The organism is Rhizobium sp. Root1334 (assembly GCF_001426665.1).
Lineage (GTDB): Bacteria > Pseudomonadota > Alphaproteobacteria > Rhizobiales > Rhizobiaceae > Pararhizobium.
On the sequence record NZ_LMEY01000002.1, the window covers coordinates 197,342 to 221,701 of the forward strand.

The following is a 24,360-nucleotide window of genomic DNA, read 5'->3' on the forward strand; positions in this document are numbered from 1 at the left end:
TAAATGGTTCTACCCAAAGATCACGCTTTGGGAGAGTAGCGGTGCAGATAGTGTTTCTGAGGGAAAACGAGACGCCTTCGTTTATCTTGGGTGAAAGATCAACATTTATACTCGGAAATCGACGGTTTACTGGTGTCACTCCGTTGAGTGCGTGTGATGATTGAGGAGGGGCGGTGAAATGCTCAAGCGTATCAAGCGGCACCAAGTCCGGGTGGGGATGTTTATCACCGATATCGAGGATCCCTTGCGGGACGAGGCGGCACCTGTGCGCAGCTTTCTCTTGAAGGATGAAGCGGCGGCGGCGAAGGTCAGAGCCAGCAACATCATCAGTCTTGTTATCGATATCCGCAGGGGAGTGGATGTGGGTTCCGGTCCGGCCCAGCCGGAGGCGCGACAGAGCGAGACATCGTCGTCCAGCCTTTCCCGGGCGTTTACCCAGACCGAGATCAAGGAAGCGCTGCAGACGATCGAGCAAACAAGGCCGCTTCTCGACACGCTGTTTGCCAACGTAAGACTGAGTGGCACGGCCACATTCGAGCCCGCCGATCGCGCTGTGGAACAGATCGCCAAATCGATGGAGAGCAATCCGGCAGCGCTGATTGGCATTACCCGCCTCAAGACCAAGGATGAATATACGTTCCTGCATTCGCTTGCCGTCAGCGCGCTGATGGTACATTTCGCGCGCTTCCTCAAATTCGATGAGCAGGCCGTACGGGTTCTTGGCGTCAGCGGTCTGCTGCACGATATCGGCAAAATGGTCATGCCTGATGCGCTGCTGTCGAAGAAGGGTGCACTGACCGACGAGGAAATGGCGCAGATCCGCACCCACCCGGTTCGTGGCTACGAATTGCTGTCGCGCCAGGCCGACATGCCGCAAACCGTGCTGGATGTTTGCCTCCACCACCATGAGCGGATTGACGGTAAGGGCTATCCCTTCGGTCTATCGGATAAGCAGCTCAGCCCGTCCGCGCGGATAGCGGCTATTTGCGATGTCTATGATGCGATGACCTCGGCGCGACCCTACAAACGCGCATGGACACCTGCCGAAACACTGAGGATGATGCTGAAATCGGAAGGCCATTTTGACCGGCATCTGCTGACGCAGTTCAATGCCAGTCTGCGTGCGTCGTTTTCACCCGTGCCGCCGAAAGACCGCCGCAACGGGGCTCGAGCGGTTCAGTAGGGCCTCGGCATTTTTACCCTTGGAGGCCGTCGCGGATCTGCGCGAAGTAACCGTCTGATCCGACCTGACCGCCCTTGAGCGCAATCTGCAGACCATTGGTCGCTGCATAAGCGCCGTGGGCCGTGCACAATGGCGATCCCGGGGTTTGTGGCAATGGCAGCAGCGTGGTCAGCGCCTGCACATACAACTCCCGAAGCGCATGGCTCGACGTATCCCCGCCAGCGATGACGGCGCGGGTCAGTTGCTGTTCCTCGACCAGGCGGCGCAGGATCGTCCCGAGCTGGCGGCCGAGACGGTGGCGGCTGCCCGGGATGCGATCGATATCGCCACCGCGATCGGCGGATGGACCGAGCGCTGTGTTGAGGATGACGCTCTCGCCGCGCTTGAGGCTGCTAAGGCCAGCTGCAACGGCCTGTTCCAGCGCGGCATTGCCATTTTCGCCGAGCAGTTCCAGCGGGTCGAGATCAATACCGGAAAAACCGTTTTCGGTCGCATGGCGGATCTGCCGTTCGGTGGTCGGCGAAACGCTACCGGAAACGACCGCGATACGGTCCGCTTTGCCGGGCAGAGGGAAGCTCTTCATGCCTTCCGTCAGGCCGGCCGCACGCCAGGCCGTCAGTAGCGCATATTCGACGCCGGAAGAACCGGCGACAAACCACCCGCCGCCGCGGCGCAGGCGTAAGAGCTGGTGGCCGGCTTGGGACTGGCTCTCAGGGCTGTCGACATCAAAGAGAACCATGCCGTTCGCATCGCGGCAAAGATCATCGATCCGGTTCTCCGCATCAGCAGCGGCAAGCATGGACAGATCTGCCAGTCTGATGTTCAGGGTCGTTTGTGCGCTCAGATGCAGTCGCAGGTCAGCCTCGGTCATCGGTGTTACCGGATGGCGGCTCATGACGGGGTGTCGGTCAATGCGGTAGACCTCGCCCTGATAGGCGGCGAAGAGATGGCCAAAGGCCGTGTAGCGCTTCAGCTGCGGCGCGCCGACAAGAATGGGGACATAAGGCTGCCCGAACATCGTCCTGCCGATTTCGACGGCCTTGCCGATGTTGCCGATCTCTGGGCTGGAATCGAAGGTCGAGCAGACCTTGTAGTGGCAGATACCGGCGTCAAGGCTTTTCAACCACCGGAAGGCCGGTGTCAGGTTTTCATCCATCCAGTCCGGCGTTTCGCTGCGGCTGGTGCCGGCAAGGCCGATGGCGCGGCAGTGACCGAAGCGTCTTCGAAGGGTTTCATCCGGCACATCCATGAATAGGACGGTATCGACGCCATTGGAGGCCAGCGCCTCCATGACATCGGTTGAGCCTGTCAGGTCGTCGCCGTAATAGGAGAGGAGCGGATTGAGTTGTGCGGTCATGATGCCTACTCGCTTGCACTGCCGAATTTCTGGATGGAAGCGGCAAGTTCCGGATGATCCTTGGCGTAGGTCTCAAGCGGAATATCGGCCACGGCCGCCTGCCAAGCTTGCTGCACGGCGCGCACACCTGCCGCCGGTCCATTCGGATGGCTGACGATGCCACCGCCACATAGATAAAGCAGATCGGTGGTCCGTCCCGTCCGTCGATAGGTTTCCGGCGCCTGTCCGCCCCATTGTCCGGAGCCGGCAACAGGAAGGGCGCAGTCGGATTGATCGAACAGCGGCGTGGTGACAGCCTTGAAGCTTTCGACGAAACTGTCGTCCGGTTCCCAATATTTGACGCCGATCCCATTGATCTGGAATTGATCGACACCGAGGAGCCGCCAGAACTGTTGCCAGACCTTAAAATCAAAGCCGATACCGGGATGGCGGGTCAGCACGTCCCAGCCGTTGCGATGGGCGTGCAGAACGAGACCGGAGCGCTTGCGCAGGAACGCCATGCCCCCCATGCCAATGGAGTTGATATTGACGACGGCACAATTGCCGCCGGCTTCCAGAACAAGGTCGTGGTTGCGCATCATCTCGTCGGGGTCGGTCGCCGAGATACCGAACGCGTACATCACCTTCTTGCCGGTCTTTTGCTCGTGATCGAGAATTTTCGGCATGATTGCTGCGACGCGTTCGCTAAGCGGCGAATAGGCCGGGCTCATCAGCTTCTCATCGTCCTTGATGAAATCGACGCCGGAACCGATCAGCTCACCGACAAGCTCAGCCGTTTCATGAGGACGCAAGCCTAGCGCCGGCTTGACGATGGTGCCTATAATCGGCCGGTTATAGACACCGGTAAGCTTGCGGCTGCCGGTCAGGCCGAATTGCGGGCCTGGATAGGCGGATCTATATTCCTGGGGCAGTTTCAGATCGACGACGCGCAGCCCGGTCATGCCGCGGATCGAGAAGATGCCGCCGACCGCAATGGTCATTAGAGCGGAAAGATCGGTGCCAATGGCATCGAGCGGAAAGGCAATATCGACATCGGCGCGGTGGATCGCGCCGTGGCCTGCTTCAGCCTCTGGCCAGCTCGCGGTGGCGGCGTCGGCAAGGGGACGGATGGCAAGGACACGGGCTGCGACACGGGCCTTCAACTCCGGCGTCTCGCCGGGCACGGGTACGAAGGTTCCCGTCGATTGATCGCTGGCGATCTTATCCGCCATGGCCTCGACGCTGCCCGGCGTTTCGATTCTGTAGGTGACGACAATCATGATCGTGCAAAAGCCTCCCTGTATAACAAATCCCGTCCAGTTTCAGCTGGTGCGCTTTTGGCAACTGGTATAATGAGTATATCAATTAAGCAAGAGGAAGCTTGCATACGCGTCAATCAATGTGGACTGTAGTGCTTACAAACAGGCGCGTGGATTTCTTTCCCAACAAGAGCGGTGCATAACGATGGCGAATGCAAACCAGCGAGATACTATGGGCCACCAGAACGAACAGATCGTTCGCCGCAAACTGTCCGACGAAGTCTTTGCGCGGCTGAAGGCGATGATCACCTCCGGCGAGCTTCAGCCCGGCGACGAGATGCCGTCAGAGCGCGAACTGATGGAACGTTTCGGCGTCGGCCGGCCGGCGATCCGCGAGGCGATGCAGGCGCTGGCCGGCATGGGGCTGGTGGTCATCTCTCATGGCGAACGCGCCAAGGTGCTGGAGCTGACGGCGCAATCGATCTTCCGCCAGATGGACATGACCGCGAAGATCATGCTGGCCAAATCCTCCGATACGCTGGAACACCTAAAGAGTGCCCGCATCTTCTTCGAGCGCGGTATGGCGCGCGAGGCCGCCCTGAAAAGCGATGCCAAGGATATCGCTGCCTTGCGCGAAGTCCTTGAGCGGCAGCATGCGTCTCTTGGCGACGCCGAAGCCTTCATCGCCGCTGACATGGAGTTCCACACGCGGATTGCGCGGATTTCACGCAACCCGATCTATATTGCCGTCAGCGAGGCGATGCTTGCCTGGCTGAAGGAGTACCATACCGAGATGCTGATCTGGACCGGCAAGGAAAAATTCACCCTGGCCGAACACGAAGAGATCATCACCTGTCTGGAAGCCGGTGACCCCGATGCTGCTGAGCAGGCGGTACTGAAGCATCTGGAGCGGTCGCGCGCACTTTACGCTGCGAAGTGATCGCCAAGGCCGTTGAGCGTGCTCAAGGTCGTTGGCACAATCCGGCGAACTCTGTTGCGAGTGACCAGTCCGGCCAACCGCCGCGCCAGGAACGCGGCAACTGATGCAATCCATAATCCAGCCCGTCTCGTTCACACCCTGATGCAAAGATGGGACACGAGAAATACGGTAGCCAAAGCCAACGACACCTTAGCCGGTGCGCGGACTGACGATTTTTGAAGAAGAACGGACAGAAAAAGACCAAGCGACACGACCAATCCCCCGGCCCCGATCGATCCGGCACTGAAGGCGAGGCCGAGAGATCCAAGCCAGATCGAACTTGCCAGCATGGTCGCCGGAGAGCGCAGAACAGCTTCGTCGGTCGAGACTGCAAAGATCGGGCGAAACCCTTGCCAGCTCAGGGCAATGGCCAGGCTCAGCAAGAGGGGGGCAACGATATCCAGCGGGATCATATGCTCGCCCTCACGGGTTGGAAACTCACCGATCGTTGCGGCACGGCCGTCGTCTTTGCTGCGTATGCCGTTTGCGAAAAAACATGGCCAACGCCGATCAGGATCGGGTTGTCCACGCCGATCCTGGCAACAGCGCACGCCAGGTCGTCCAAGCATCCGATCCATCGCGCCTCGTTGCTGCGGGTCACTGCACTGACGATTGCGACAGGCATGTCAGCATCCATTCCGGCTTCCAGCAGGCGCGTGCGGATCTGGCCTGCGGTGCGGCCACCCATGTAGAAGATCGTCGTGGTCCGAGACTGTGCGAGATCGTGCCAGTCGATGTCCGCAGGCAGTGACCCCTGCCGCGAGTGACCAGTGATGAAGCGGACGGCATGAGCGTGATCGCGATGCGTAAGCGATACGCCAAGACGCGCAGCCATGGCGCTGGCGGAGGTGATGCCAGGCACAGTATCGACCTGTATGCCCTGTTGTTGCAGGCAGGCGATTTCCTCTCCAGCGCGGCCAAAAATCATCGGATCGCCCGATTTCAATCGCACCACATGTTTCCCGGCCTTTGCAAGCTGGACCATCGTCGCGTTGATGTCTTCCTGTTTGCAGCTAGTGCGGCCGCCGCGCTTGCCGACCAGCATGCGCTTAGCTTCGCGGCGGGCAAGCTCCAGAACCTCATCGGAAACCAGGTCATCGAAGAGAATGACATCGGCGGCCTGCAAGGCGCGCACGGCTTTCAGCGTCAACAGCCCGGCATCGCCCGGACCTGCGCCGACGAGCGTCACGCGGCCAACGGATGAGGATTGCCCCGCCGCAAGGATGCATCCGGCATCGGCGAGCAGATCTGCCTTGGTGCCGGCTTTGGGATCCCCGCCAAAAGCACGATCGACGAAAGCCTCCCAGAAGGCGCGGCGTGCGGCCGCAGTTCCTATTGTCGCATTGATCTGATCCCGAATGGAATGCGCCAATGCGCCCCATGACTTCAGCGATTGTGGCAACAGTGTCTCGATCCGCCGGCGGATCGCCTGGGCGAGGATGGGGGCCGCCCCGCCGGTGGAGATCGCCACGACAACAGGCGAGCGGTTGACGATCGATCCGAACTGGATTTGGCAATATCGAGGTTTGTCAATGACGTTGGCGGGAACGCCGGCTTTCTTCGCGGCGGCGAAGAAAGCTGCTGCTGCCTCGTCGTCAGCGCAGTCTGCGATGGAGAGGGCTGCATGTTCGAAGGACCCGGCATGCCAGTCATGGGGATGATGGACGAAGCAGCCTTCCCCGGATTGTGGTCCTTCATGCAGGAGATTGGAAAAGGTTTCGCTCAGGTCTTTGGCATAGACATGCACCTCGGCGCCGCAGGCGGCCAGCAATTCCGCTTTCCAGGCGGCGGCGTCCGTTCCACCGGCAACAACAGCGCGTTTTCCTGAAAGCGACCAGAAGACCGGCAGCGCGGCGAGAGGTGCCATGCGGGCAGGAGCGGCACGAGAGGCCGTTTCATTCGGCAGCAGCTGCAAGACATCCATCGATGATCCCCCTGATTTCTGCGCGGCATGAGCCGCAGTTGGTTCCGGCATTCAATTCCCTGCCGACAGTCTCGATGCTTCGGCAACCACCGCGCACCGCCGCGACGATCTGGTTGACCCCAACGCCGAAGCAGGAGCAGACGGTGGCGCCCGGATCCATGCGCCCGGCGCCCGGGCGTCCAGCGATAACCGCGAAGCGTTTTGCAAGTTCAGTATGCCGGATAGTCAATTGTTCGATCGCCCAGGTGCGGGCAACGGCGACCGGTTGGGGGGCGAGAAAGAAGGCTGCGAGCAACTGGCCGCCATGAAAGAAGGCGAGGCGCAGGTCGCCGGATTGCGGATCCGCATAACCGAGTGGTTCGATATGGTTGGGAATGCCGAAATGCAAACGGCACCAATTGGCCCAGTTTTTGGGTGCAGCATCAAAGGCAAGTTCCAGGCGCCAGCCCCCCTCGGCCTTGGCCAGAGCCCAGTAAACGGTGTCGAGGTTTTCAGGTTTGGTGAAGGAGACCGCAAAGCCGTAGCTTTCCACCGTGAGCGGCCGGGCTCTGACAGCAACGTTTTTGGAGGCCGGTTGCCCGGAGATTGCGTCGGTCAGCGGCGCGACGACCGCGTCGATACGGGCTTTGGCGGCGAACTGGCCGTTCCAGTGCATCGGCACGAACAGACTGCCGCGCGCCTGCCGGTCTGTGACGAGCGCGCGTACCACGGCCTTGCCGTAAACGCTCTCGATCTCGACGAGAGCTGCGCTGGCGACACCGATGTCCATCGCGTCGCGCGGGTGGATTTCGGCAAAGGGCTCGGCGATGTGGGCTGAAAGGCGGGCGCTTTTACCCGTCCGCGTCATCGTGTGCCATTGGTCGCGGATGCGCCCCGTATTGAGCGTCAGCGGGAAGTCCACATTGGTCCGGTCCGATGCGGGAGCGCTGACGGCAATGAAACGTGCCTTGCGATCGGCATGGTAGAAGCCGCCATCGGCGAAGAAGCGGGTGGTCCGTGTCTGCGCGCCTTCAGGCTGGGGCCATTGAAACGGTTCCAACCCATTGTAATCGGCGGCGCTGATCTGGCCGTATGTGCCGATATCGAAATCGCGGCTGCCGCCGTTGTCGAAAGCCGAGAGGGCCGCATGTTCGGCAAAGACATCGGCTGTGGCGGGAAAGGAAAAGGCGCCGGTAAACCCCATGCGGCGTGCGACTTCCGCCATCTGCCACCAGTCTGCCTTCGCTTCGCCGGGTTGGCTGAGAAAGGCGCGCTGGCGGGAAATGCGGCGCTCGGAATTGGTGACCGTCCCGTCCTTCTCGCCCCAGCCAAGCGAGGGCAAGAGAACGTGGGCATATTGCGTCGTGTCGGTTTTCCGAAGGACGTCCGACACCACAACGAAGGGACAGGCCGCGATCGCAGCGGCCACGGCGTCCGCATCGGGCATGGAGACAACTGGATTGGTCGCCATGATCCACAGGGCCTTGATCTGGCCGTCTGCCACCGCACGAAACATATCGACGGCCTTAAGCCCTGGTTTTCGGGCGATATCGGGCGATTGCCAAAAACGCTGGACCCGGTCGCAGTCTTGCGGGCTTTCGATCGCCATATGGGCAGCGAGCATGTTGGCGAGACCACCGACCTCGCGCCCGCCCATTGCGTTTGGCTGGCCGGTCAGCGAGAAGGGACCCATACCTGGCCGACCGATCCGGCCGGTTGCCAGATGGCAGTTGATGATGGCGTTGACCTTATCCGTACCGGAGGCGGACTGGTTGACCCCCTGGCTGTAGCAGGTGACGACTTTACCGGTTTCCTCATAAAGCCGAAAGAACTGTCGCAACTGCATGGAAGGCAGGCCTGTCAGTTCCATCAGGTCGGTTATGCCAAGGGCCGATGCGCTGGCAAAGGCTTCGGCAAATCCGGCCGTGTGTGTGGCGATATAGTTCTGGTCTATCGCGGCAGTGCCTGCGAGGTGGGCAAGAAGGCCCATGAACAGCGCCACGTCGCCATCCGGCCGGATCGCCAGGTGCAAGTCGGCAATGTCGGCCGTCATGGTGCGTCGCGGGTCGATGACGACGACTTTCATGCTGGGCCGGGCTGCCTTGGCAGCGGCGAGCCGCTGATAGATGACGGGATGGCACCAGGCGAGGTTGGAGCCGGTCAGGATGACCAGATCGGCAAGCTCGATGTCTGCATAAATACCCGGCACGGTATCACTGCCGAAGGCGCGTTTGTGCCCGGCAACGGAAGAGGACATGCAAAGCCGCGAATTGGTATCGATATTGGCCGAGCCGATAAAGCCTTTCATCAGCTTGTTGGCGACGTAGTAGTCCTCCGTTAGCAACTGGCCTGAGACGTAGAAGGCGACGGAGTCAGGACCATGTTCAGCGATAGCTTGGGAAAAACGGGAGGCGACGAGGTCGAGCGCTTGATCCCAACTTGCGCGTTCTCCACCAATGTGCGGATGAAGAATTCGGCCGTCGAGATCGATGGTTTCCGAAAGAGCCGAGCCCTTGGAACACAGACGGCCGAAGTTTGCAGGATGATCGGGGTCGCCCTTGACGCTGACGGCGCCATTATCGTCGATCGTGGCGATAACACCGCAGCCGACGCCGCAATAGGGGCAGGTGGTTTTGGTTTCAGTGGGCATCGCGCAAAGCCCATCCATATTGTCCGAGAAAGGGGTGGGTTACCCCCCTCTGTCCCTCCGGGACATCTCCCCCGCAAGGGGGGAGATTGACCGTATGCTTCCTACGTCCGTCATTGGCTAGACCTAGAGGGAAAAGAACGATCTCCCCCCTTGTGGGGGAGATGTCAGCGAAGCTGACAGAGGGGGGCAACACCGCAAACTCTGACATCCGCCTACTCCGCCGCCATCATCAGGCTTTCGAGCGCGATGGAAAGTGCGCCGTTGTCGTTGCGCACCTTTATTGTTCGCACCTCACCTTGGTCGGCACCCAGCGCTTTGCCGGTTTCCAGCGAGATGACCCAGTTGTGCAGCGGGCAGGTGACGGCCGTTCCATGCACGATACCCTGGCTGAGTGGTCCACCTTTGTGAGGGCAGTGGTCCTCGATGGCATAGGCCTCGTTCTCCGCCGTGCGAAACACGGCGATCTTGCCTTGAGGGGTTTTCACGCACCGCGCGCCGCGCAGCGGGATGTCGTTGATGTTACCGATATCAACCCAGTTCGTATCCATCACTCCGCTGCCTCCGGATAACCGACCGTCGCCATGGGTCGGAACTCGTGCTTGTCCTTGCCGGAGACGCGCTCCGACCAGGGATCGATCTGAGCGAAATTCTGGGAGAAAACGAAGCGCTCGTAATAGGCCTGGCGCTTGTCCGCATCGCCCATGATCTGGCGGCGGATTTCGTCGAGCCCGATGCGCTTGGCCCATTTGTAGATGCGCTCGAGATAGCGGCCCTGCTCGCGATACATCTGTGTCAGCGCGACGATGTACTGCAACGCTTCGTTCTCGGTTTTCACCAAGCCCAGAACCTCTGTGCCCTTGATGTCGAGGCCAGCGGCCCCTGCAAAATGGATTTCAAAGCCTGAATCGACGCAAATCACGCCGATATCCTTGCAGGTCGCCTCGGCGCAATTTCGCGGACAGCCGGAGACCGCAAGCTTCAGCTTGGCAGGGGTCCAAGACCCCCACATGAATTTTTCGATGCGGATACCAAGCCCGGTCGAATCCTGCGTGCCGAAGCGGCACCAGTCGGAACCGACACAGGTTTTGACCGTGCGCAGGCCCTTGGCATAGGCCTGGCCGGAGATAAAACCAGCCTTGCCGAGATCGGCCCAGACGGCGGGCAAGTCTTCCTTCTCGATACCAAGCAGGTCGATGCGCTGGCCACCGGTAACCTTGACCATCGGGATTTCAAATTTGTCGACCACATCGGCGATCGCCCGCAATTCGCCGGAATTGGTGACGCCGCCCCACATGCGCGGCACCACCGAATAGGTGCCGTCCTTCTGGATATTGGCGTGGACGCGCTCGTTGATGAAGCGTGACTGGTAGTCGTCGGCATATTCGTCCGGCCAGTCGCAGACGAGGTAATAGTTGAGGGCCGGGCGGCATTTGGCGCAGCCGCAGGAGGTTTTCCACTCCAGTTCCTGCATGACGGCGGGAATGGTCTTCAAGCCCTTGGCTTTGATCAGACGGCGCACGTCGTCGTGGCCCAGCTCCGTGCATTTGCACATGGGCTGAACGGCGGCCGGATTGTAGGCGTCGCCGAGCGTGATGGTCATAAGCTGTTCGACAAGGCCGGTACAGGAGCCGCAGGAGGCGGATGCCTTGGTATGAGCCCGCACATCGTCGAGCGAGGTCAGTCCCTTTGACGTTATAGTCCCGGTGATCTTGCCCTTGCAGACGCCGTTGCAGCCGCAGATTTCCGCATCATCCGGCAAGGCTGCAACGGCCGCCATAGGGTCCAGCGGGGACCCTCCCTGGTAGGCCTGGCCGAAAATGAGCGTTTCGCGCATTTCGGAAATATCGGTGGCTTTCTTCTTCAGGTCATTGAACCAGGCTCCATCAGCGGTTTCACCGTAGAGCACGGTACCGATGATGCGATTATCCTTCAGCACCAGCCGCTTGTAGACACCGGCTGTCGCATCGCGCAGCACGATCTCCTCGCGGTCATCACCTTCGGCGAAGTCGCCGAGTGAGAAGAGGTTGATGCCTGTCACCTTGAGCTTTGTCGGCGTGTCTGAATGGACGAAGGCGGGCGAACGATCGCCAGCGAGATGCGAAGCTGCGATACGGGCCATTTCGTAGAGCGGCGCGACAAGACCGTAGACCATGCCATCCACTTCAGCGCATTCGCCGAGCGACAGGATATCGCCATCCGAGGTCTGCATGCCGGCATCGACGACGATACCGCGATTGACGGCGAGGCCGGCTTCCTTGGCGAGACCTGCGCTTGGCCGAATGCCGACTGCCATGACAACGAGTGTCGCCGGGATGATCGTGCCGTTGTCGAGTTCGATGCCCTCGACCCTGCCATTGCCAATAATGGCCTTTGTGTTGGCCTTTGTGATGACCTTGATGCCGCGTTCCTCGACTGCCTTTTGCAAGAGATAACCGGCGGCCGGATCGAGCTGGCGTTCCATCAGCGTCGGCATGACATGGAGCACGGTCACATCCATGCCGCGGGAAGCAAGACCTGCCGCGGCCTCGAGCCCGAGCAGACCGCCGCCGATAACGATGGCCTTTTCGCGCGATTGGGCCGCGAGCAACATGGCTTGCACATCGTCGAGATCGCGGTAGGTGATCACACCGGGCAGGTCCTTGCCGGGTACCGGAATGATGAACGGAACGGAGCCGGTGGCGATAACCAGCTTATCGTAGCTTTCCGTCACCCCATGATCGGAAGTCACGGTTTTCCGGGCGCGATCGATAGCGACGATCTTATGGCCTTTGTAAAGGGTGATGCCGTTTTCGATATACCAGCCGTCGCCATGAATGACGATCTGCTCGTACGTTTTTTCGCCGGACAGCACCGGCGAGAGCATGATGCGGTCGTAGTTGACGCGGGGTTCGGCGTTGAAGATGGTGACGCTGTACAGGCCGGGTGCCTGTTCGAACAAGTGCTCCAGCATGCGCCCGGGTGCCATGCCGTTGCCGATGATGATGAGTTTCTGGGTCATGCCGGTTACTCCGCGGCTTCGACGAAGCGGTGACGCTCGTAAAGGAATTTGAGCACAGCCTCGCGGCATTTGAGATAGGTCCGGTCCGAGGCGAGCTCGATGCGATTGCGCGGGCGGGCGATCGGAACGTCGAGCACTTCGCCAATAGAGGCCGCGGGGCCATTGGTCATCATGACGATCCGGTCGGAGAGGAGAACGGCTTCGTCAACGTCGTGGGTGATCATCAGCATGGTGTTGCCGAGGCGAAGATGGATTTCCATTACCGCGTCCTGAAGATGCGCCCGCGTCAGGGCGTCGAGCGCGCCGAAAGGTTCGTCGAGAAGCAGTATCTTCGGTTCCATGGCGAGTGCCCTGGCAATGCCGACACGCTGCTTCATGCCGCCGGAAATCTCTGATGGACGCTTGTCTTTCGCATGTGCCATCTGGACGAGGTCGAGATTGGCCATCACCCAGTCGTGGCGTTCCGCCTTGTTTTTCGTCCTGCCGAAAACCTTGGAGACGGCGAGATTGACGTTCTCATAGACCGTCAGCCACGGCAGCAGGCTGTGGTTCTGGAAGACGACGGCCCGCTCCGGGCCGGGTGCATTGACCTCCCGGTTTTCCAAAAGCACCGCGCCGGAGGAGACTGGCGTCAGGCCAGCGATCAGGTTGAGCAAAGTCGACTTGCCACAGCCGGAATGGCCGATGATCGAAACGAAGTCACCCTTTTCGATCGTCAGGTTGATGCCTTTCAGCACTTCGGCGCGACTTCCCGCCCGGTCAAAGTGTTTGTCGATATGGTCGAGTTTCAGGTAAGCGCTCATGATCTTGGCCCTCAGTTTGCGGATGCGCCGCGGGTGATGACGGAGCCGACGGCTGAAACCAGCTTGTCGAGGATGAAGCCGACGACGCCGATATAGGCGAGTGCGACAATGATGTCGGGCAGGCGTGATGAGTTCCACGCATCCCAGATGAAGAAGCCGATACCGACGCCGCCGGTGAGCATTTCCGCAGCAACGATGGCGAGCCAGGACAGTCCGATGCCGATGCGAAGGCCCGTGAAGATGTAGGGTGCAGCAGATGGCAGCATGATCTTGAAGAAGAACTCGAACTGGTTGAGGCACAGCACCTTGGCGACGTTGCGATAGTCCTGCGGGATATTGCGAACGCCGACGGCGGTGTTGATGACCACCGGCCAGATCGAGGTGATGAAGATCACAAAGATGGCAGACGGGTTCGAGTCCTGGAACGCAGCCAGCGACAGGGGTAGCCAAGCGAGTGGCGGCACGGTGCGCAGGATCTGGAAGATCGGATCAAGTCCGCGCATCGCCCAGATCGACTGGCCGATCAAGGCGCCGACGAGAACCCCGGTGACGGCGGCAAGTCCGAAGCCGTAGGCGACGCGCTGCAGCGAGATCAGCACCCGCCAGCCAAGGCCGATATCCTGCGATCCGTAGTTGAAGAACGGGTAGGCGATCAGATCGTAACTTTCCTGCCAGACCTGCGATGGCGGTGGCAGCGTTGCTCCGGCTTCAGAACAGAGAACCTGCCAGATGATCAGAATGGCGGCCAGCACGATCAGCGGCGGTACGGCATTGCGAGCCACGGCAAGCGCAACCTTTCTGGTGTTGAATTTTGCCATGGGCCGGCCGGGCAAGGCCACGACCCTTGCGCTTGTCTTGGGCAATACAGCCGGTGCGATTTTTTCCGTGCGGGCGAGTGCGGGCATGGAGTGTCTCCTGAAGATATAGTGGAAATCCGGTGCAAATTTCATGCGCCGGGATTGTTTTGGTCAGGACGCAGCCTTGATCGACAGGCTATCGAGATAAGCGGAGGGGTTTTTCGGGTCGAAGACCTTGCCGTCGAAGAAGGTTTCCTTGCCGCGCGAGGTTGTTGCCGGAATGTCTGCGGCGGCGATGCCGAGATCGGCCGCCGCAGTACGCCAGATATCCTCACGGTTCACCTGATCGACCAATGCCTTGATGTCCGTGCCGGGGGCCAGTTTGCCCCAACGGATGTTCTCGGCGATGAACCAGCTGTCGTGGCTCTTGAACGGGTAGGAGGCGCCATTGGCCCAGAACTTCATGTAGAGGTTGGTGCCGGTTACAACGCGGCCATTGCCGTAATTGATGTCGCCCTTCAGCCGGCCGATGATGTCTTTCACCGGTACGTTGAACCATTGACGCTTACCGACGATGGCAGCCATTTCTTCCTTGTTGTCCATGCTGTCGCACCATTGCTGGGCTTCCATCACGGCCATCATCAGCGCCTTGGCGGCATTCGGGTTTTTCTCCACCCAGTCGGCCCGCATGCCAAGTGCCTTTTCCGGGTGCCCTTTCCAGAGTTCGCCGGTGGACGCGGCAGTGAAGCCGATGCCCTGGTTGACCAGCTGTTCGTTCCAGGGTTCGCCGACACAGAAGGCATCCATGTTGCCGACCTTCATGTTCGCGACCATCTGCGGCGGCGGCACAACGATGGTGGAGACGTCCTTATCCGGATCGATGCCGCCGGCGGCGAGCCAATAGCGGATCCAGAGATCGTGGGTGCCGCCGGGGAATGTCATCGCGACCTTCACTTCGCCGCCATCGGCCTTCTTCTTTTCAAAAGCCGCCTTCAGCTTGGAGGCATCGAGCTGGACGCCGGTATCGGCATATTCCCGGGCGACGGAGATCGCCTGACTGTCGCAGTTCAGGCGGGCAAGGATCGCCATGGGCACAGGAACGTTGTTTTGCGTCACCTTGCCGGTGTGCATCAGGTATGGCATCGGCGAGAGGATATGCGCGCCGTCGATACCGTTGGCTTCGCCGCCGAGCACCAGATTGTCGCGGGTCGCGCCCCAGGAGGCCTGCTTGGCAACCTCGACATCGGGAAGTCCGTGCTTTTCGAAAAAGCCCTTTTCCTTGGCGATGATGAGCGCCGCCGAATCTGTCAGCGCGATGTAGCCGAGTTTGACGCCGGTCACTTCCGGGCCAGCCGTGGCGGCAAAGGCACCGGATGGGAACGCCGTTTTGACCGCCGTGAACAGTGCTGCGGTGGCGGTCGTCTTGAGAAGGCTGCGACGGGTGATGCCGTTGCTCAAAGTCGTCTTCATGAACAGGTTCCCTTAAGAGTGGCCGGTCGGATTTTGGGCAATAAAAAACGCCGCTCGGAGACTTGCGTCTTCGGGAAGGAGGAATCCCGGACTGCAAAACCCTTACGACGTCGATGTCTTTGCGAAGGCCTGTTTGGCCTCGGCTCGTCGCGATCGCCATTGACCGCAACGATTTATGTTATGCAAAGCCCGTGCCAGTTTCCTAAGGAAATATTAGTGCATTGAAATTGAAGGTGTTTTTGTTCTCGCTCGTCTAGTGAGTATTTTTTAACCGAAGGGAAAAGATGCAAAAAAATTCAGCGGTTGCTTTGGGCCGGCGAAGTTAGAGTGGGAAATTTTGTGCAGTGCAGAAAGGTAAAGGTTAGATGTCTTCGCCCGAACTGTTACCAATCGCGCTGCTCTTGACCGGAAATTTGGCGAGATAGTCGGCGATCCGGGTCGGGTCGAAAACGTGTCCATCCACGAAACGGTCTCCATCAGAGGCTCCCTCGACGCGGAGATCGTCATCCAGCAGTGGTGCCGCATTCGCCCCAAGCGCCAGGCGGTAGAGATCCGGCCGGTAGGCCGTAGCCGCAGCCGTCAGGCCCTTGGAGGAAAGGCCAGCCTGGCCCCAGCGTATCATCTGAGTGTAGATCCAGAGGGCCTGGCTCGGGCGCGGGTAATTGGCAAAGTTGGCATGGAACTGGAAATAGCCGTCGATGATGCGGCGATTGCCCTGATCATCGAGATTGAACTCGCCTGCCAGCACGCGGCGGATAGTATCGACCGGGGCGGCGATGTAACGGCTATTGCCCAGGGCTTCAGACAGGGCCGCGTGATTGTCCGGTTGGTCGCACCAGTGTGCTGCTGCATCGAGCGCCACAATCAGCCGGGATACGGTCTCGGGATTGCTTTCAACCCATTCCGGCCGCATGCCGATGACTTTTTCCGGGGCGGACGGCCAGATATCATGCTTGGCGGCGACGATGCGTCCGACGCCGCGCTCGGAGGCGACCATGTTCCAGGGCGCGCCAACGCAGAATCCGTCGATTGCGCCAGCCGCCAGCGCATCGGACGTCATCGGTGGCGGCACGACGACGAGTTTGACGTCATGATCCGGATCGATGCCGCCTGCTGCAAGCCAATAGCGGAATTCGTAGTTATGCGATGAGAAGGGATAGGTGACGCCCAGCGTCGGTAGCGGCTCGCTGCGCGCTTTCATCGCTCGAATGACCTTTGCCAGAGCGTGCGCATGTTCCAGCGCGCTCGCCGTTTCGTTCAGGGATGCCTCTTGTCCCATGCGGGCATAAAGCTGTATCGACAGGGTGATGGCATTGCCGCCACGCCCGAGCGAAAAAGCCGTATTTGCCGGCGATGGATTGGAGCCCAGGCCCAGCATTGACGCAACCGGCATCGGTGACAGCATATGGGCGATGTCGAACTGCCGGAAGGCGAGGCGGTCGCGGACATTGGCCCAGGAAACGTCCTTGACGAGATCAAGTACTATGCCTTCCTTCTGTGCAAAGCCGAATTCTGACGCTGCAATCAGCACGGACGCGTCAACGAGCGGAATGAAACCCGCCCGCAGCGTGCGCGAGCCTTCGCTGGCCAAGCGCGCTGGCGCGGCAAGGCCGTTGTCGCCGCTGAAATCCGTGATCTTGGTGATCATGTTCACTCCAATTCCTTCCGCCGGACGATGTCCGGCTTGCGCGGGCATCACATCAGCAATCCGGCAGCCGTGACGACGCTCTGGGCAATATCAGCGATCTTCTTCTTTTCATTCATCGCGGTCTGGCGCAGCAGCGCAAACGCCTGTTCCTCGGAAAGGCTACGCATCTTCATCAGGATACCCTTTGCGCGCTCGACGATCTTGCGCTCCTCGAGTGCTGACTTGGCGTCCGCCAGTTCCCGCTGTAGCCGGCTGAAAGCGTTGAAGCGGCTGACCGCCATGTCGAGAATGGGCTTGACCCGTTCCTTCTTCAGGCCGTCGACGATATAGGCCGACACGCCCGCATCGACGGCCGCCTCGATGGAGGCAGTATCCGATCGATCGACGAACATGGCAATCGGCCGGCCAACGGTGCGCGTCAGCTGGAACAGGTGCTCCATCATGTCGCGGTTCGGGTTTTCAAGATCGATGAAGATCACATCCGGCTGTAGTGACTCGATCACGCGCGCGATACCGTTGACCTCATGAACGACCGTGACCCTGGAATGTCCGGCCTCGTGCAATCCTTCCTCGATTATCGAGGCGCGAATAGCGTTTTCGTCGATCACAAGAATGGTGAGATCCAGATGGGTCATCGTTCATTTATGGCGCAGTGCAGCAAATCGCGCAATGCAAGGTCAGCCTAAAATTGCATCATAAAGTTTGCCGATTAATATTTAGGCTAAATTGTCGGGTTCGTTACTCCCGGTATTTTGCAAGCGATGATAGTACATCGCGACGATATGCGATTGACCTGAGACCCATTTTTCTCCGGTTTTCAGGAGAGTCTTGGGTGAAGTGCTCTGGGACCAAACTTTGGACCGCCGGAGATTGGAGTTTTCCGGCTCAGGGTGAACCAATGCACAAGAGATGAATTAGTGGAATCGAAACAAAATAGGCGGTGCCAACCAGAATTATGGTCATTATCAGCGCTGCGATATCGTAAATCGTGAGCTTCATTCGCGATCGTTCGCCCCAATTTTGAACCTTCGGATCTCGAGGTAGCAAAAGAATTGCTTCTGCATCTAGTCTTGGTGAACGAAAAAATAGAGGTATTCTTGCTCGGGCACAATGGGCTAAGCCGAAGCGCTCCGTCTTCAGCAGGGTCAAGCTGAGACGGGTCGTCTCAGCTGTGGAAGTTAAGCAGCCAGCGGATTATGTCAAACAGAAGCTGGATACAGCCGCATTCCGTGCGCTTCTTCCAAAAGAAGTATGGTCTGCCCCGTCCGTGCAAGGGTTCGCGACATCGCAAATGACGGTTCCAGTTGCATAAATGTATCCGGCCTCTCGCGAGTGGGCTGCTGTTGCAACCAGGCCATGATGAGATCCGCACACGCCGTTACCAATAAATGGTTCGCCCACGAAGCCCGCTTTTTTGCACAGGACTTACGACATTTTGATCCAGTGTTTCGTCATCAGTATTCCCGAGCCTTGCAATCGAGCCAGGAGCGTCAGGCGAATGCAGGGTCTCTGCGTTCGTAGAGTGCTCCAGGCTTGGTCAGGACGACCCAGACAATCCGGGCCATTTTAGCGGCAAGTGCGACGACAGCTTTGTTTGGGTGCATCCGGGCTTGAAGGCCATCCAGCCAGTTCCCCAGTCGGTCCCGTGTTCGCTCGAGATGCCGAAAGCATGATCGTGCCCCATGTACGAGCAGTTTGCGCACGTAGCGGTTTCCTCGCTTGCTGATGCCGAGAAGCTTTTGCTCTCCGCCGGTCGAGTATTCTCGCGGCACAAGGCCGAGCCACGCCGCCAGGTCGCGGGCTTTTTGGAATTGCCGACCGTTGCCAACCGCTGCAAGGAGCTCAGTTGCACCCAATGTTCCGATTCCGGGGATCATCTGCGAGCAGCTTCCACATCGCCGACGAAAGGTCGTTTGATTGGTCTTTCGAGAACCTGTGGCACGTCGAGCTTGAACAGACCCGCGCCCTGGCGAAGGGCAATCCCGTATTCCAGGCAGAAGGCTCGCATCTGATTGATCAGCCGGGTTCGCATTCCGATCATCTGGTCTCGCACCCTGTGCAAAGCCTGAAGATCGGCTTGTTCCGCGCTCTTGGGTGTCGCAAACCGCATCGTTGGCCGCGTAGCCGCTTCAGCGATCGCCTCCTCATCGATGATGTCGGTCTTGTTCGATTTTACATAGGGCTTCACAAATTGCGCGGGGATCAAGCGCACCCTATGTCCCAGAGCCTGTATCTTCCGTGCAATCCATTGAGAGCCAGCGCAGGATTCCATCCCTACAATCGCTGGCGCTTCTCGCTCAAAGAATTGCAGCAGCGTGTCGCTTCGCAAGCGAACCTTCTGAACTGGCTCGCCGTCGCTTCCGAGACGGACGACGTGGAAGATGTTCTTACCAATATCAATTCCGTAGACAGCCGCTGAACGCGGCGCATTGCGTTGTGGCATTGCAACCTCCTTCTTCGGTTTGACAGCCTCATAATGCTACGGGAGGACGAGGCGGACCATCCCGTTACCTGAAGGCCATCATGGGCCTTTCCGAGGGCGCGCCTGCTACACTGCCGTCACAAATTTTCTTCGAGACATCCGTCCTGCCCCACAGCCCGGTTTCGAAGTAAGATTTGAGACCGTGCCCGGCGAACAGGGCGCAGGTTGATTTCGCCCAATTCCAGGTGGTCTTCACCGATGAGCCATTAACACCGAGGATTGTCTGACTGTTCTCCATGGTTCTGGGCCATAGTCGTCTCATCTGGGCCCGCTTTGCCATGCATCAGGATTTGCCGACGGTGCTCCTCGCGAGATACTCTATGATCGTATGAAAACTGCCGTCATCAGCGAAGGCGACACAGACGGTAGCGTCTATAATCGGGCTTTGCTCGATCTCGCCCGCCATTACCGTTTCCACCTACGGGCATGCAAATTCTATAGGGCAAAGACGAAGTGAAAGGTCGAGCGGCCATTTCGATATATCCGAAGACTTCTTCCTGGCCCGTTGCGTTTCGCAACCTTGATGATCTGAACGCCGAATTGCGGCATTGGCTTGATACGGTGGCTAATCCACGTGTTCATGCCACAACAGAGGGCATTGTCATTGAAGCCTTTGCCGAACAACGACCGAATCTGCGCCCATTGCCGCTTGTCCCGTTCCGGTCGGTCTTAAGGCTTGAGCGCACGATGATATCCCGTGAGGGCATGGTGATCGTTGGTGGGAACACCTACAGCGTTCCTGACGCCACCCAAAGACGCTTCGTCGAGGTCCACACCCTGGCCAACGAGATTCGCATCTTTGAAGACGCCGGCTGAGCTAGCTCGCTATGCCGACCAGTATTTGCTGGATTTTTGTTGACTTTCCCTTCCGCCATCGTCAATGGTTGCTCATGAAGGTAACGGTTTTATAACACCGCAGCACTTGGTATTTGTCTTTTGTCAAATGCTGCCAAGCTTTTAGCGTGGTCACCGCTGTAACCTGGTACTTCAATTTTCGTTCCTTCTGAGCGACCTCTTTAGAATGGGGCGCTCGATCTTGCTGGTCGACGGCTGCGGATGTTAGGTTCGCTGGTATGCCACCGTTGAGGATAGACTTAATGCGAACGTCACCTAATCAGTCTAGTTTTACGATACAGTTGCGTGTTATTTCAGCGCTGATGATCCGAGAAGTCCGGCTGCGTAACAAAAAGCATGCCTTCAGTCAGCTATTTGACCTCATGGAAGCCGTTGTTTTCATCGTAGCGCATTTCATTATTTTCAAGTTTCTGGGACGGCATCTTTTGATCGGAGATAGCCTGCTCCTATTCATTACTACAGGTATCTTCCCCATTCTTTTTTTTCGAACAATAAGTATTCGAGCAGCTTCTGCGATGGAATCTGCAAAATCGGTAACAGTCATTCCGCTGGTGGAGGCTTTGGATTTTGCGATCTCCCGTGCGCTAGTTGAGTTTATTTCATACGGGTTGATATTTATCGCATTTTTTGCGATGATCTCTGTCCTAGAACTGTCTCGCTACGCGATCCCTTTTAACGTGGTTGCTATAGTTCAGTTTACCATCCTCATACTCCTCTTTTCTTTTGGCTTGGGATTGGTCAATTCCTACTTAATTTACATGTTCCCGTTATGGAAATTTATTTGGGGCGGAATATCGCGTACTCAAATTTTCATGAGTGGGGTTTTTTTCATCCCTGAGTACATGCCGCCCGTCATCAAAAATATCCTTTCGTACAATCCGCTGTTACATTTTGTGGCGCTGTTTCGCACAGGGTTTTATTCGACCTACCCAACTCATATGCTTTCGATGAATTATATTTTACAGTGGACTTTCGGTGTACTCATAATTGGCTTGTCTGCCGAGCGGATGCTTCGGAACCAGCGCGCCCTTCATGCATAGGGGTGCCTTTTCACTCGCAATGCAGAGCAACAATCGGTGGGGATAAATTAACAGACGTCGGCGGTGAGTGCGTTGTTGCCATCTGTAAGATATTGCTACTTAAGGGTAATTGCCTGATCGCGTTGCGTTCCGTCATTTGCCCTTCCCCACGAGAACCAAATGAATACTCGATCACACCAGTTGGACGCCTCTATTTACCGGCTGTCGTTGTGTTGATGGGTCCGTAAGGCCGTTTGCCGGGTGAACCTGGCGAGGAAGCCTGTCATCGTTGATAATGATTTTCGCCTTGGCGGCGTGCATTCCGGCCTTTCGGCCACCCCTGCGTCATGCGGCCTGCGGTTTTCCGGTCAGCCAGACATAACGAAGCATATTGTAAGCGATATTGGCCATGCCGATCTTCACCTTCGCCCTGCTGATGCCAATGGTGCGGATGAAGAGCTTCATCTTGTCCTTCGTAAGCATTGCGAACACCCCACGTTTTAACGGGATTTGAGTTCGCGCATAATTCTTATCTTTCGAGATTTGAAGGAGGGAATTATGGATCTGGTGCCNCGTAAGCATTGCGAACACCCCACGTTTTAACGGGATTTGAGTTCGCGCATAATTCTTATCTTTCGAGATTTGAAGGAGGGAATTATGGATCTGGTGCCAATCGAGGGCGATGAGAAAGTTGGACCGCATAGTGCTGATGACAGTCATCAACACTATGCGCAAGGTAATGCGGAGCGTGCTCGATCGGGTCCGCGTCGCGTCGAGGTTATCATCGGCGAAGAGCGCCGGCGTCGATGGAGCCCCGAGGATAAGGCGACGATTACGGCGGCGAGTTTTGTGCCTGGTGCCAATATCTCTGCGGTCGCACGTCAATACGGCGTCAGCCAAGGCTTGTTACACTACTGGCGCCGCTGCGCCCGCGAGCGCGTATCGGATGGGCAGGAGATGTGTTTCGTCCCTGTGGTAAAGATTGAAGACGAGCGGCTCCAGCCTTCTCTCGATACGAAGCTGGACGCCTCTAAAAACCTCCCCCTTTTGTTTATTTTCTGATTCAATTGGCCTGTGTGATTTGCAGGGAGCGGATGATGCGTGGACAGCCTGGGTTTTGGGATTTGGACGAACGTTACGAGCGTCTGAGTGCCGTCGGTGATCCTCTGGAGAAGCTCAACAGCATCATTCCCTGGCCGGTGTTCGAGAAGCCGTTGGCGAAAGCGCTGAAGCGGTCGGATGGATTGAAGGGTGGGCGCCCTGCTTTCCCGTCGGTGCTGATGTTCAAGATATTAGTTTTGCAGGCGCTCTATAACCTCTCCGACGACCAGGCTGAGTTCGTGATCCAGGACCGGCTGTCGTTCATGCGGTTTCTGGGTCTGTCCCTGTCGGAGAAGGTGCCGGATGCCAAGACGATCTGGCTGTTCCGCGAAAGCCTTGTTCGGGCCGGTGCCATCGACAATCTCTTCGCCCGTTTCGACAAACATCTCTCGCGATCTGGCTATCTGGCCAAGGGTGGGCAGATCGTTGACGCGACGATCATTCAGGCTCCCAAGCAGCACAATAACCAGGACGAGAAGGCAGCGATCAAGGCTGGCGAAATCCCGTCGGAGTGGAAAGACAAGCCCGCCAAGCTCGCGCAGAAGGACCGCGACGCGCGCTGGACGGTGAAGTATTCCAAGGCCATGCAGCCCACGGAAACGCCGACATCAGCCGCGACGAAGCAGCATGACATTGCTATTCCGATGTTCGGTTACAAAAACCATGCCGGCATCGACCGAGCGCACGGCTTCATCCGGGGATGGACGGTGACGAGTGCGAGCGGCCATGACGGCGCCCAACTCAGGAATGTCGTCGCCAAGGACAATACGGCATCGACGGTCTGGGCCGACAGCGCCTATCGCTCGAAGACCAATGAGGAATGGCTGCAGGACAATGGCCTGAAGTCTGACATCCATCAGAGGAAGCCGAAGGGCAAACCCATGCCGGAAGCGATGTCGCGAGCCAATGGCCGCCGCTCGAAAGTGCGCTCCGCCGTCGAGCATGTCTTCGCAAGGCAGAAGGACAAGATGAAGCTCTTCATCCGCACCATTGGCATCAGCAGGGCGAAGGTGAAGATCGGTATGGCCAATATCGCCTACAATATGCTTCGTTATGTCTGGCTGACCGGAAAACCGCAGGCCGCATGACGCACGGGTGGCCGAAAGGCCGGAATGCACGCCGCCAGTATGCGACGTCCACGCCCCATAGATTTTTCGGTTGATCTACGGGCCGTCAAATGAGCTCACCGAAGAGTATCTGACGAGCTCATTGTGAGGCTCTGACGTATGCGACGTCCACGCCCCATAGATTTTTCGGTTGATCTACGGGCCGTCAAATGAGCTCACCGAAGAGTATCTGACGAGCTCATTGTGAGGCTCTGATGCGCGCGGCATAGGCCCATGGCATCAGGGCATCGATGTCTTTGGCGAGGTGGCCGTTTGCGAGGCGGGTGAAGAGGTCGCACAGATAGGCGTAGGGCTCAACGCCATTCATTTTACAAGTGCCGATCAGGCTGGCAAACCGGGCCCAGTTCCGCSCCCCTTCATCATGGCCCGCAAAGAGCGCGTTGCGGCGGTTCATGGCCGGGCGACGGATGGCGTTTTCCACCAGGTTGGAATCGATATCGACGCAGCCGTCATCAAGGAACAGCCGAAAGCCATCCTGTCGTTTCAGCATATACGCCAGGGCAATGCCGAGATCGGATTTGCGTGAGACMCGCACAGCCTGAGCCGCGAGCCAGGTGAAGAACTCGTCCACCAGCGGGAGGGACAGGTCCTGTCGAACGGCCCGGCGATGTCGGGGTCTGAGCCTCGGATACTGTCTTCGATCTTGTATAGCGCGGCGATGCGAATGAGCGCCTCGTCGACGATGGGTGATCCGCTCTTTGGCGTGGCCTTGATCAGCTTTCTGCGCCCATGTGCCCAACAGAAAGCCAG

18 protein-coding genes and 3 pseudogenes are annotated in these 24,360 nt (G+C 58.4%); 6 read left to right on the forward strand and 15 right to left on the reverse strand.

Annotated elements, in window-relative coordinates; all coding sequences use genetic code 11:
* Window positions 1-178: 178 nt before the first annotated feature.
* Window positions 179-1,183, forward strand: coding sequence for an HD-GYP domain-containing protein (locus ASD36_RS08470; RefSeq protein WP_060509881.1), 1,005 nt, complete (start codon window positions 179-181; stop codon window positions 1,181-1,183).
* Between the two features lie 13 nt (window positions 1,184-1,196).
* Here ASD36_RS08470 and ASD36_RS08475 read toward each other — a convergent pair whose 3' ends face one another.
* Window positions 1,197-2,540 (reverse strand): four-carbon acid sugar kinase family protein, encoded by a 1,344-nt coding sequence (locus ASD36_RS08475; protein WP_060509883.1) that lies wholly within the window; start codon window positions 2,538-2,540, stop codon window positions 1,197-1,199.
* A 5-nt stretch (window positions 2,541-2,545) separates the two neighbouring features.
* Entirely contained in the window at window positions 2,546-3,802 is a 1,257-nt protein-coding gene (gene oiaX / locus ASD36_RS08480; protein ID WP_060509885.1) for a 3-oxo-isoapionate-4-phosphate decarboxylase OiaX, read from the reverse strand.
* 208 nt (window positions 3,803-4,010) lie between these two features.
* On the opposite strand from oiaX, the gene ASD36_RS08485 reads away from it, so the two are divergent.
* Window positions 4,011-4,718, forward strand: a complete 708-nt coding sequence (locus ASD36_RS08485) for a transcriptional regulator NanR (protein ID WP_060509887.1) — start codon at window positions 4,011-4,013, stop codon at window positions 4,716-4,718.
* 131 nt (window positions 4,719-4,849) lie between these two features.
* Here the strand turns inward: ASD36_RS08485 and ASD36_RS08490 are convergent, their stop codons facing one another.
* The 11 genes and pseudogenes from ASD36_RS08490 to ASD36_RS08540 form a co-directional block, all read right to left on the reverse strand.
* A complete protein-coding gene (locus ASD36_RS08490; protein WP_060509889.1) occupies window positions 4,850-5,170 on the reverse strand; it encodes a hypothetical protein in 321 nt (106 codons plus the stop codon).
* A complete protein-coding gene (gene cysG, locus ASD36_RS08495; protein ID WP_060509891.1) occupies window positions 5,167-6,681 on the reverse strand; it encodes a siroheme synthase CysG in 1,515 nt (504 codons plus the stop codon). Before cysG ends, ASD36_RS08490 begins: the two co-directional genes overlap by 4 nt.
* The gene (locus ASD36_RS08500; protein ID WP_060509945.1) at window positions 6,653-9,310 is read right to left on the reverse strand and encodes a nitrate reductase; all 2,658 of its coding nucleotides are present in this window, start codon (window positions 9,308-9,310) and stop codon (window positions 6,653-6,655) included. Before ASD36_RS08500 ends, cysG begins: the two co-directional genes overlap by 29 nt.
* 212 nt (window positions 9,311-9,522) lie before the next feature.
* Window positions 9,523-9,858 carry a nitrite reductase small subunit NirD gene (nirD, locus tag ASD36_RS08505; RefSeq protein WP_060509893.1) on the reverse strand — a complete coding sequence of 112 codons (336 nt, stop codon included), beginning with the start codon at window positions 9,856-9,858 and terminating at the stop codon, window positions 9,523-9,525.
* A complete protein-coding gene (gene nirB / locus ASD36_RS08510; RefSeq protein WP_060509895.1) occupies window positions 9,858-12,308 on the reverse strand; it encodes a nitrite reductase large subunit NirB in 2,451 nt (816 codons plus the stop codon). Before nirB ends, nirD begins: the two co-directional genes overlap by 1 nt.
* 5 nt (window positions 12,309-12,313) lie before the next feature.
* Window positions 12,314-13,111, reverse strand: a complete 798-nt coding sequence (locus ASD36_RS08515) for an ABC transporter ATP-binding protein (protein WP_060509896.1) — start codon at window positions 13,109-13,111, stop codon at window positions 12,314-12,316.
* Between the two features lie 11 nt (window positions 13,112-13,122).
* Window positions 13,123-14,016: a nitrate ABC transporter permease gene (ntrB, locus tag ASD36_RS08520; protein ID WP_060509899.1), complete on the reverse strand. Its 894-nt coding sequence runs from the start codon at window positions 14,014-14,016 to the stop codon at window positions 13,123-13,125.
* Window positions 14,017-14,079: 63 nt separating this feature from the next.
* Entirely contained in the window at window positions 14,080-15,378 is a 1,299-nt protein-coding gene (locus ASD36_RS08525; RefSeq protein WP_060509901.1) for a CmpA/NrtA family ABC transporter substrate-binding protein, read from the reverse strand.
* Between the two features lie 361 nt (window positions 15,379-15,739).
* Window positions 15,740-17,032 (reverse strand): CmpA/NrtA family ABC transporter substrate-binding protein, encoded by a 1,293-nt coding sequence (locus ASD36_RS08530; RefSeq protein ID WP_200954885.1) that lies wholly within the window; start codon window positions 17,030-17,032, stop codon window positions 15,740-15,742.
* A gap of 41 nt (window positions 17,033-17,073) precedes the next feature.
* The gene (locus ASD36_RS08535; protein WP_060509905.1) at window positions 17,074-17,661 is read right to left on the reverse strand and encodes an ANTAR domain-containing response regulator; all 588 of its coding nucleotides are present in this window, start codon (window positions 17,659-17,661) and stop codon (window positions 17,074-17,076) included.
* A gap of 855 nt (window positions 17,662-18,516) precedes the next feature.
* Window positions 18,517-19,469, reverse strand: a pseudogene (locus ASD36_RS08540) (IS110 family transposase).
* Between the two features lie 109 nt (window positions 19,470-19,578).
* Between ASD36_RS08540 and istA the strand changes: the two are divergent.
* The 4 genes and pseudogenes from istA to ASD36_RS08560 form a co-directional block, all read left to right on the forward strand.
* Window positions 19,579-20,312: pseudogene (gene istA, locus ASD36_RS08545) on the forward strand (IS21 family transposase); the annotation flags it as partial.
* A gap of 293 nt (window positions 20,313-20,605) precedes the next feature.
* Complete coding sequence (locus ASD36_RS08550; RefSeq protein ID WP_060509907.1) at window positions 20,606-21,403, forward strand: ABC transporter permease; 798 nt, start codon at window positions 20,606-20,608, stop codon at window positions 21,401-21,403.
* Between the two features lie 636 nt (window positions 21,404-22,039).
* A complete protein-coding gene (locus ASD36_RS08555) occupies window positions 22,040-22,444 on the forward strand; it encodes a transposase (protein ID WP_244489764.1) in 405 nt (134 codons plus the stop codon).
* A gap of 35 nt (window positions 22,445-22,479) precedes the next feature.
* Window positions 22,480-23,571 (forward strand): IS5 family transposase, encoded by a 1,092-nt coding sequence (locus tag ASD36_RS08560; RefSeq protein ID WP_060509948.1) that lies wholly within the window; start codon window positions 22,480-22,482, stop codon window positions 23,569-23,571.
* A 217-nt stretch (window positions 23,572-23,788) separates the two neighbouring features.
* Here ASD36_RS08560 and ASD36_RS29840 read toward each other — a convergent pair whose 3' ends face one another.
* Complete coding sequence (locus ASD36_RS29840; protein WP_244489768.1) at window positions 23,789-24,301, reverse strand: transposase; 513 nt, start codon at window positions 24,299-24,301, stop codon at window positions 23,789-23,791.
* A pseudogene (locus ASD36_RS31755) lies at window positions 24,286-24,360 on the reverse strand (hypothetical protein); the annotation flags it as partial. The gene ASD36_RS29840 and the pseudogene ASD36_RS31755, both read right to left, overlap by 16 nt.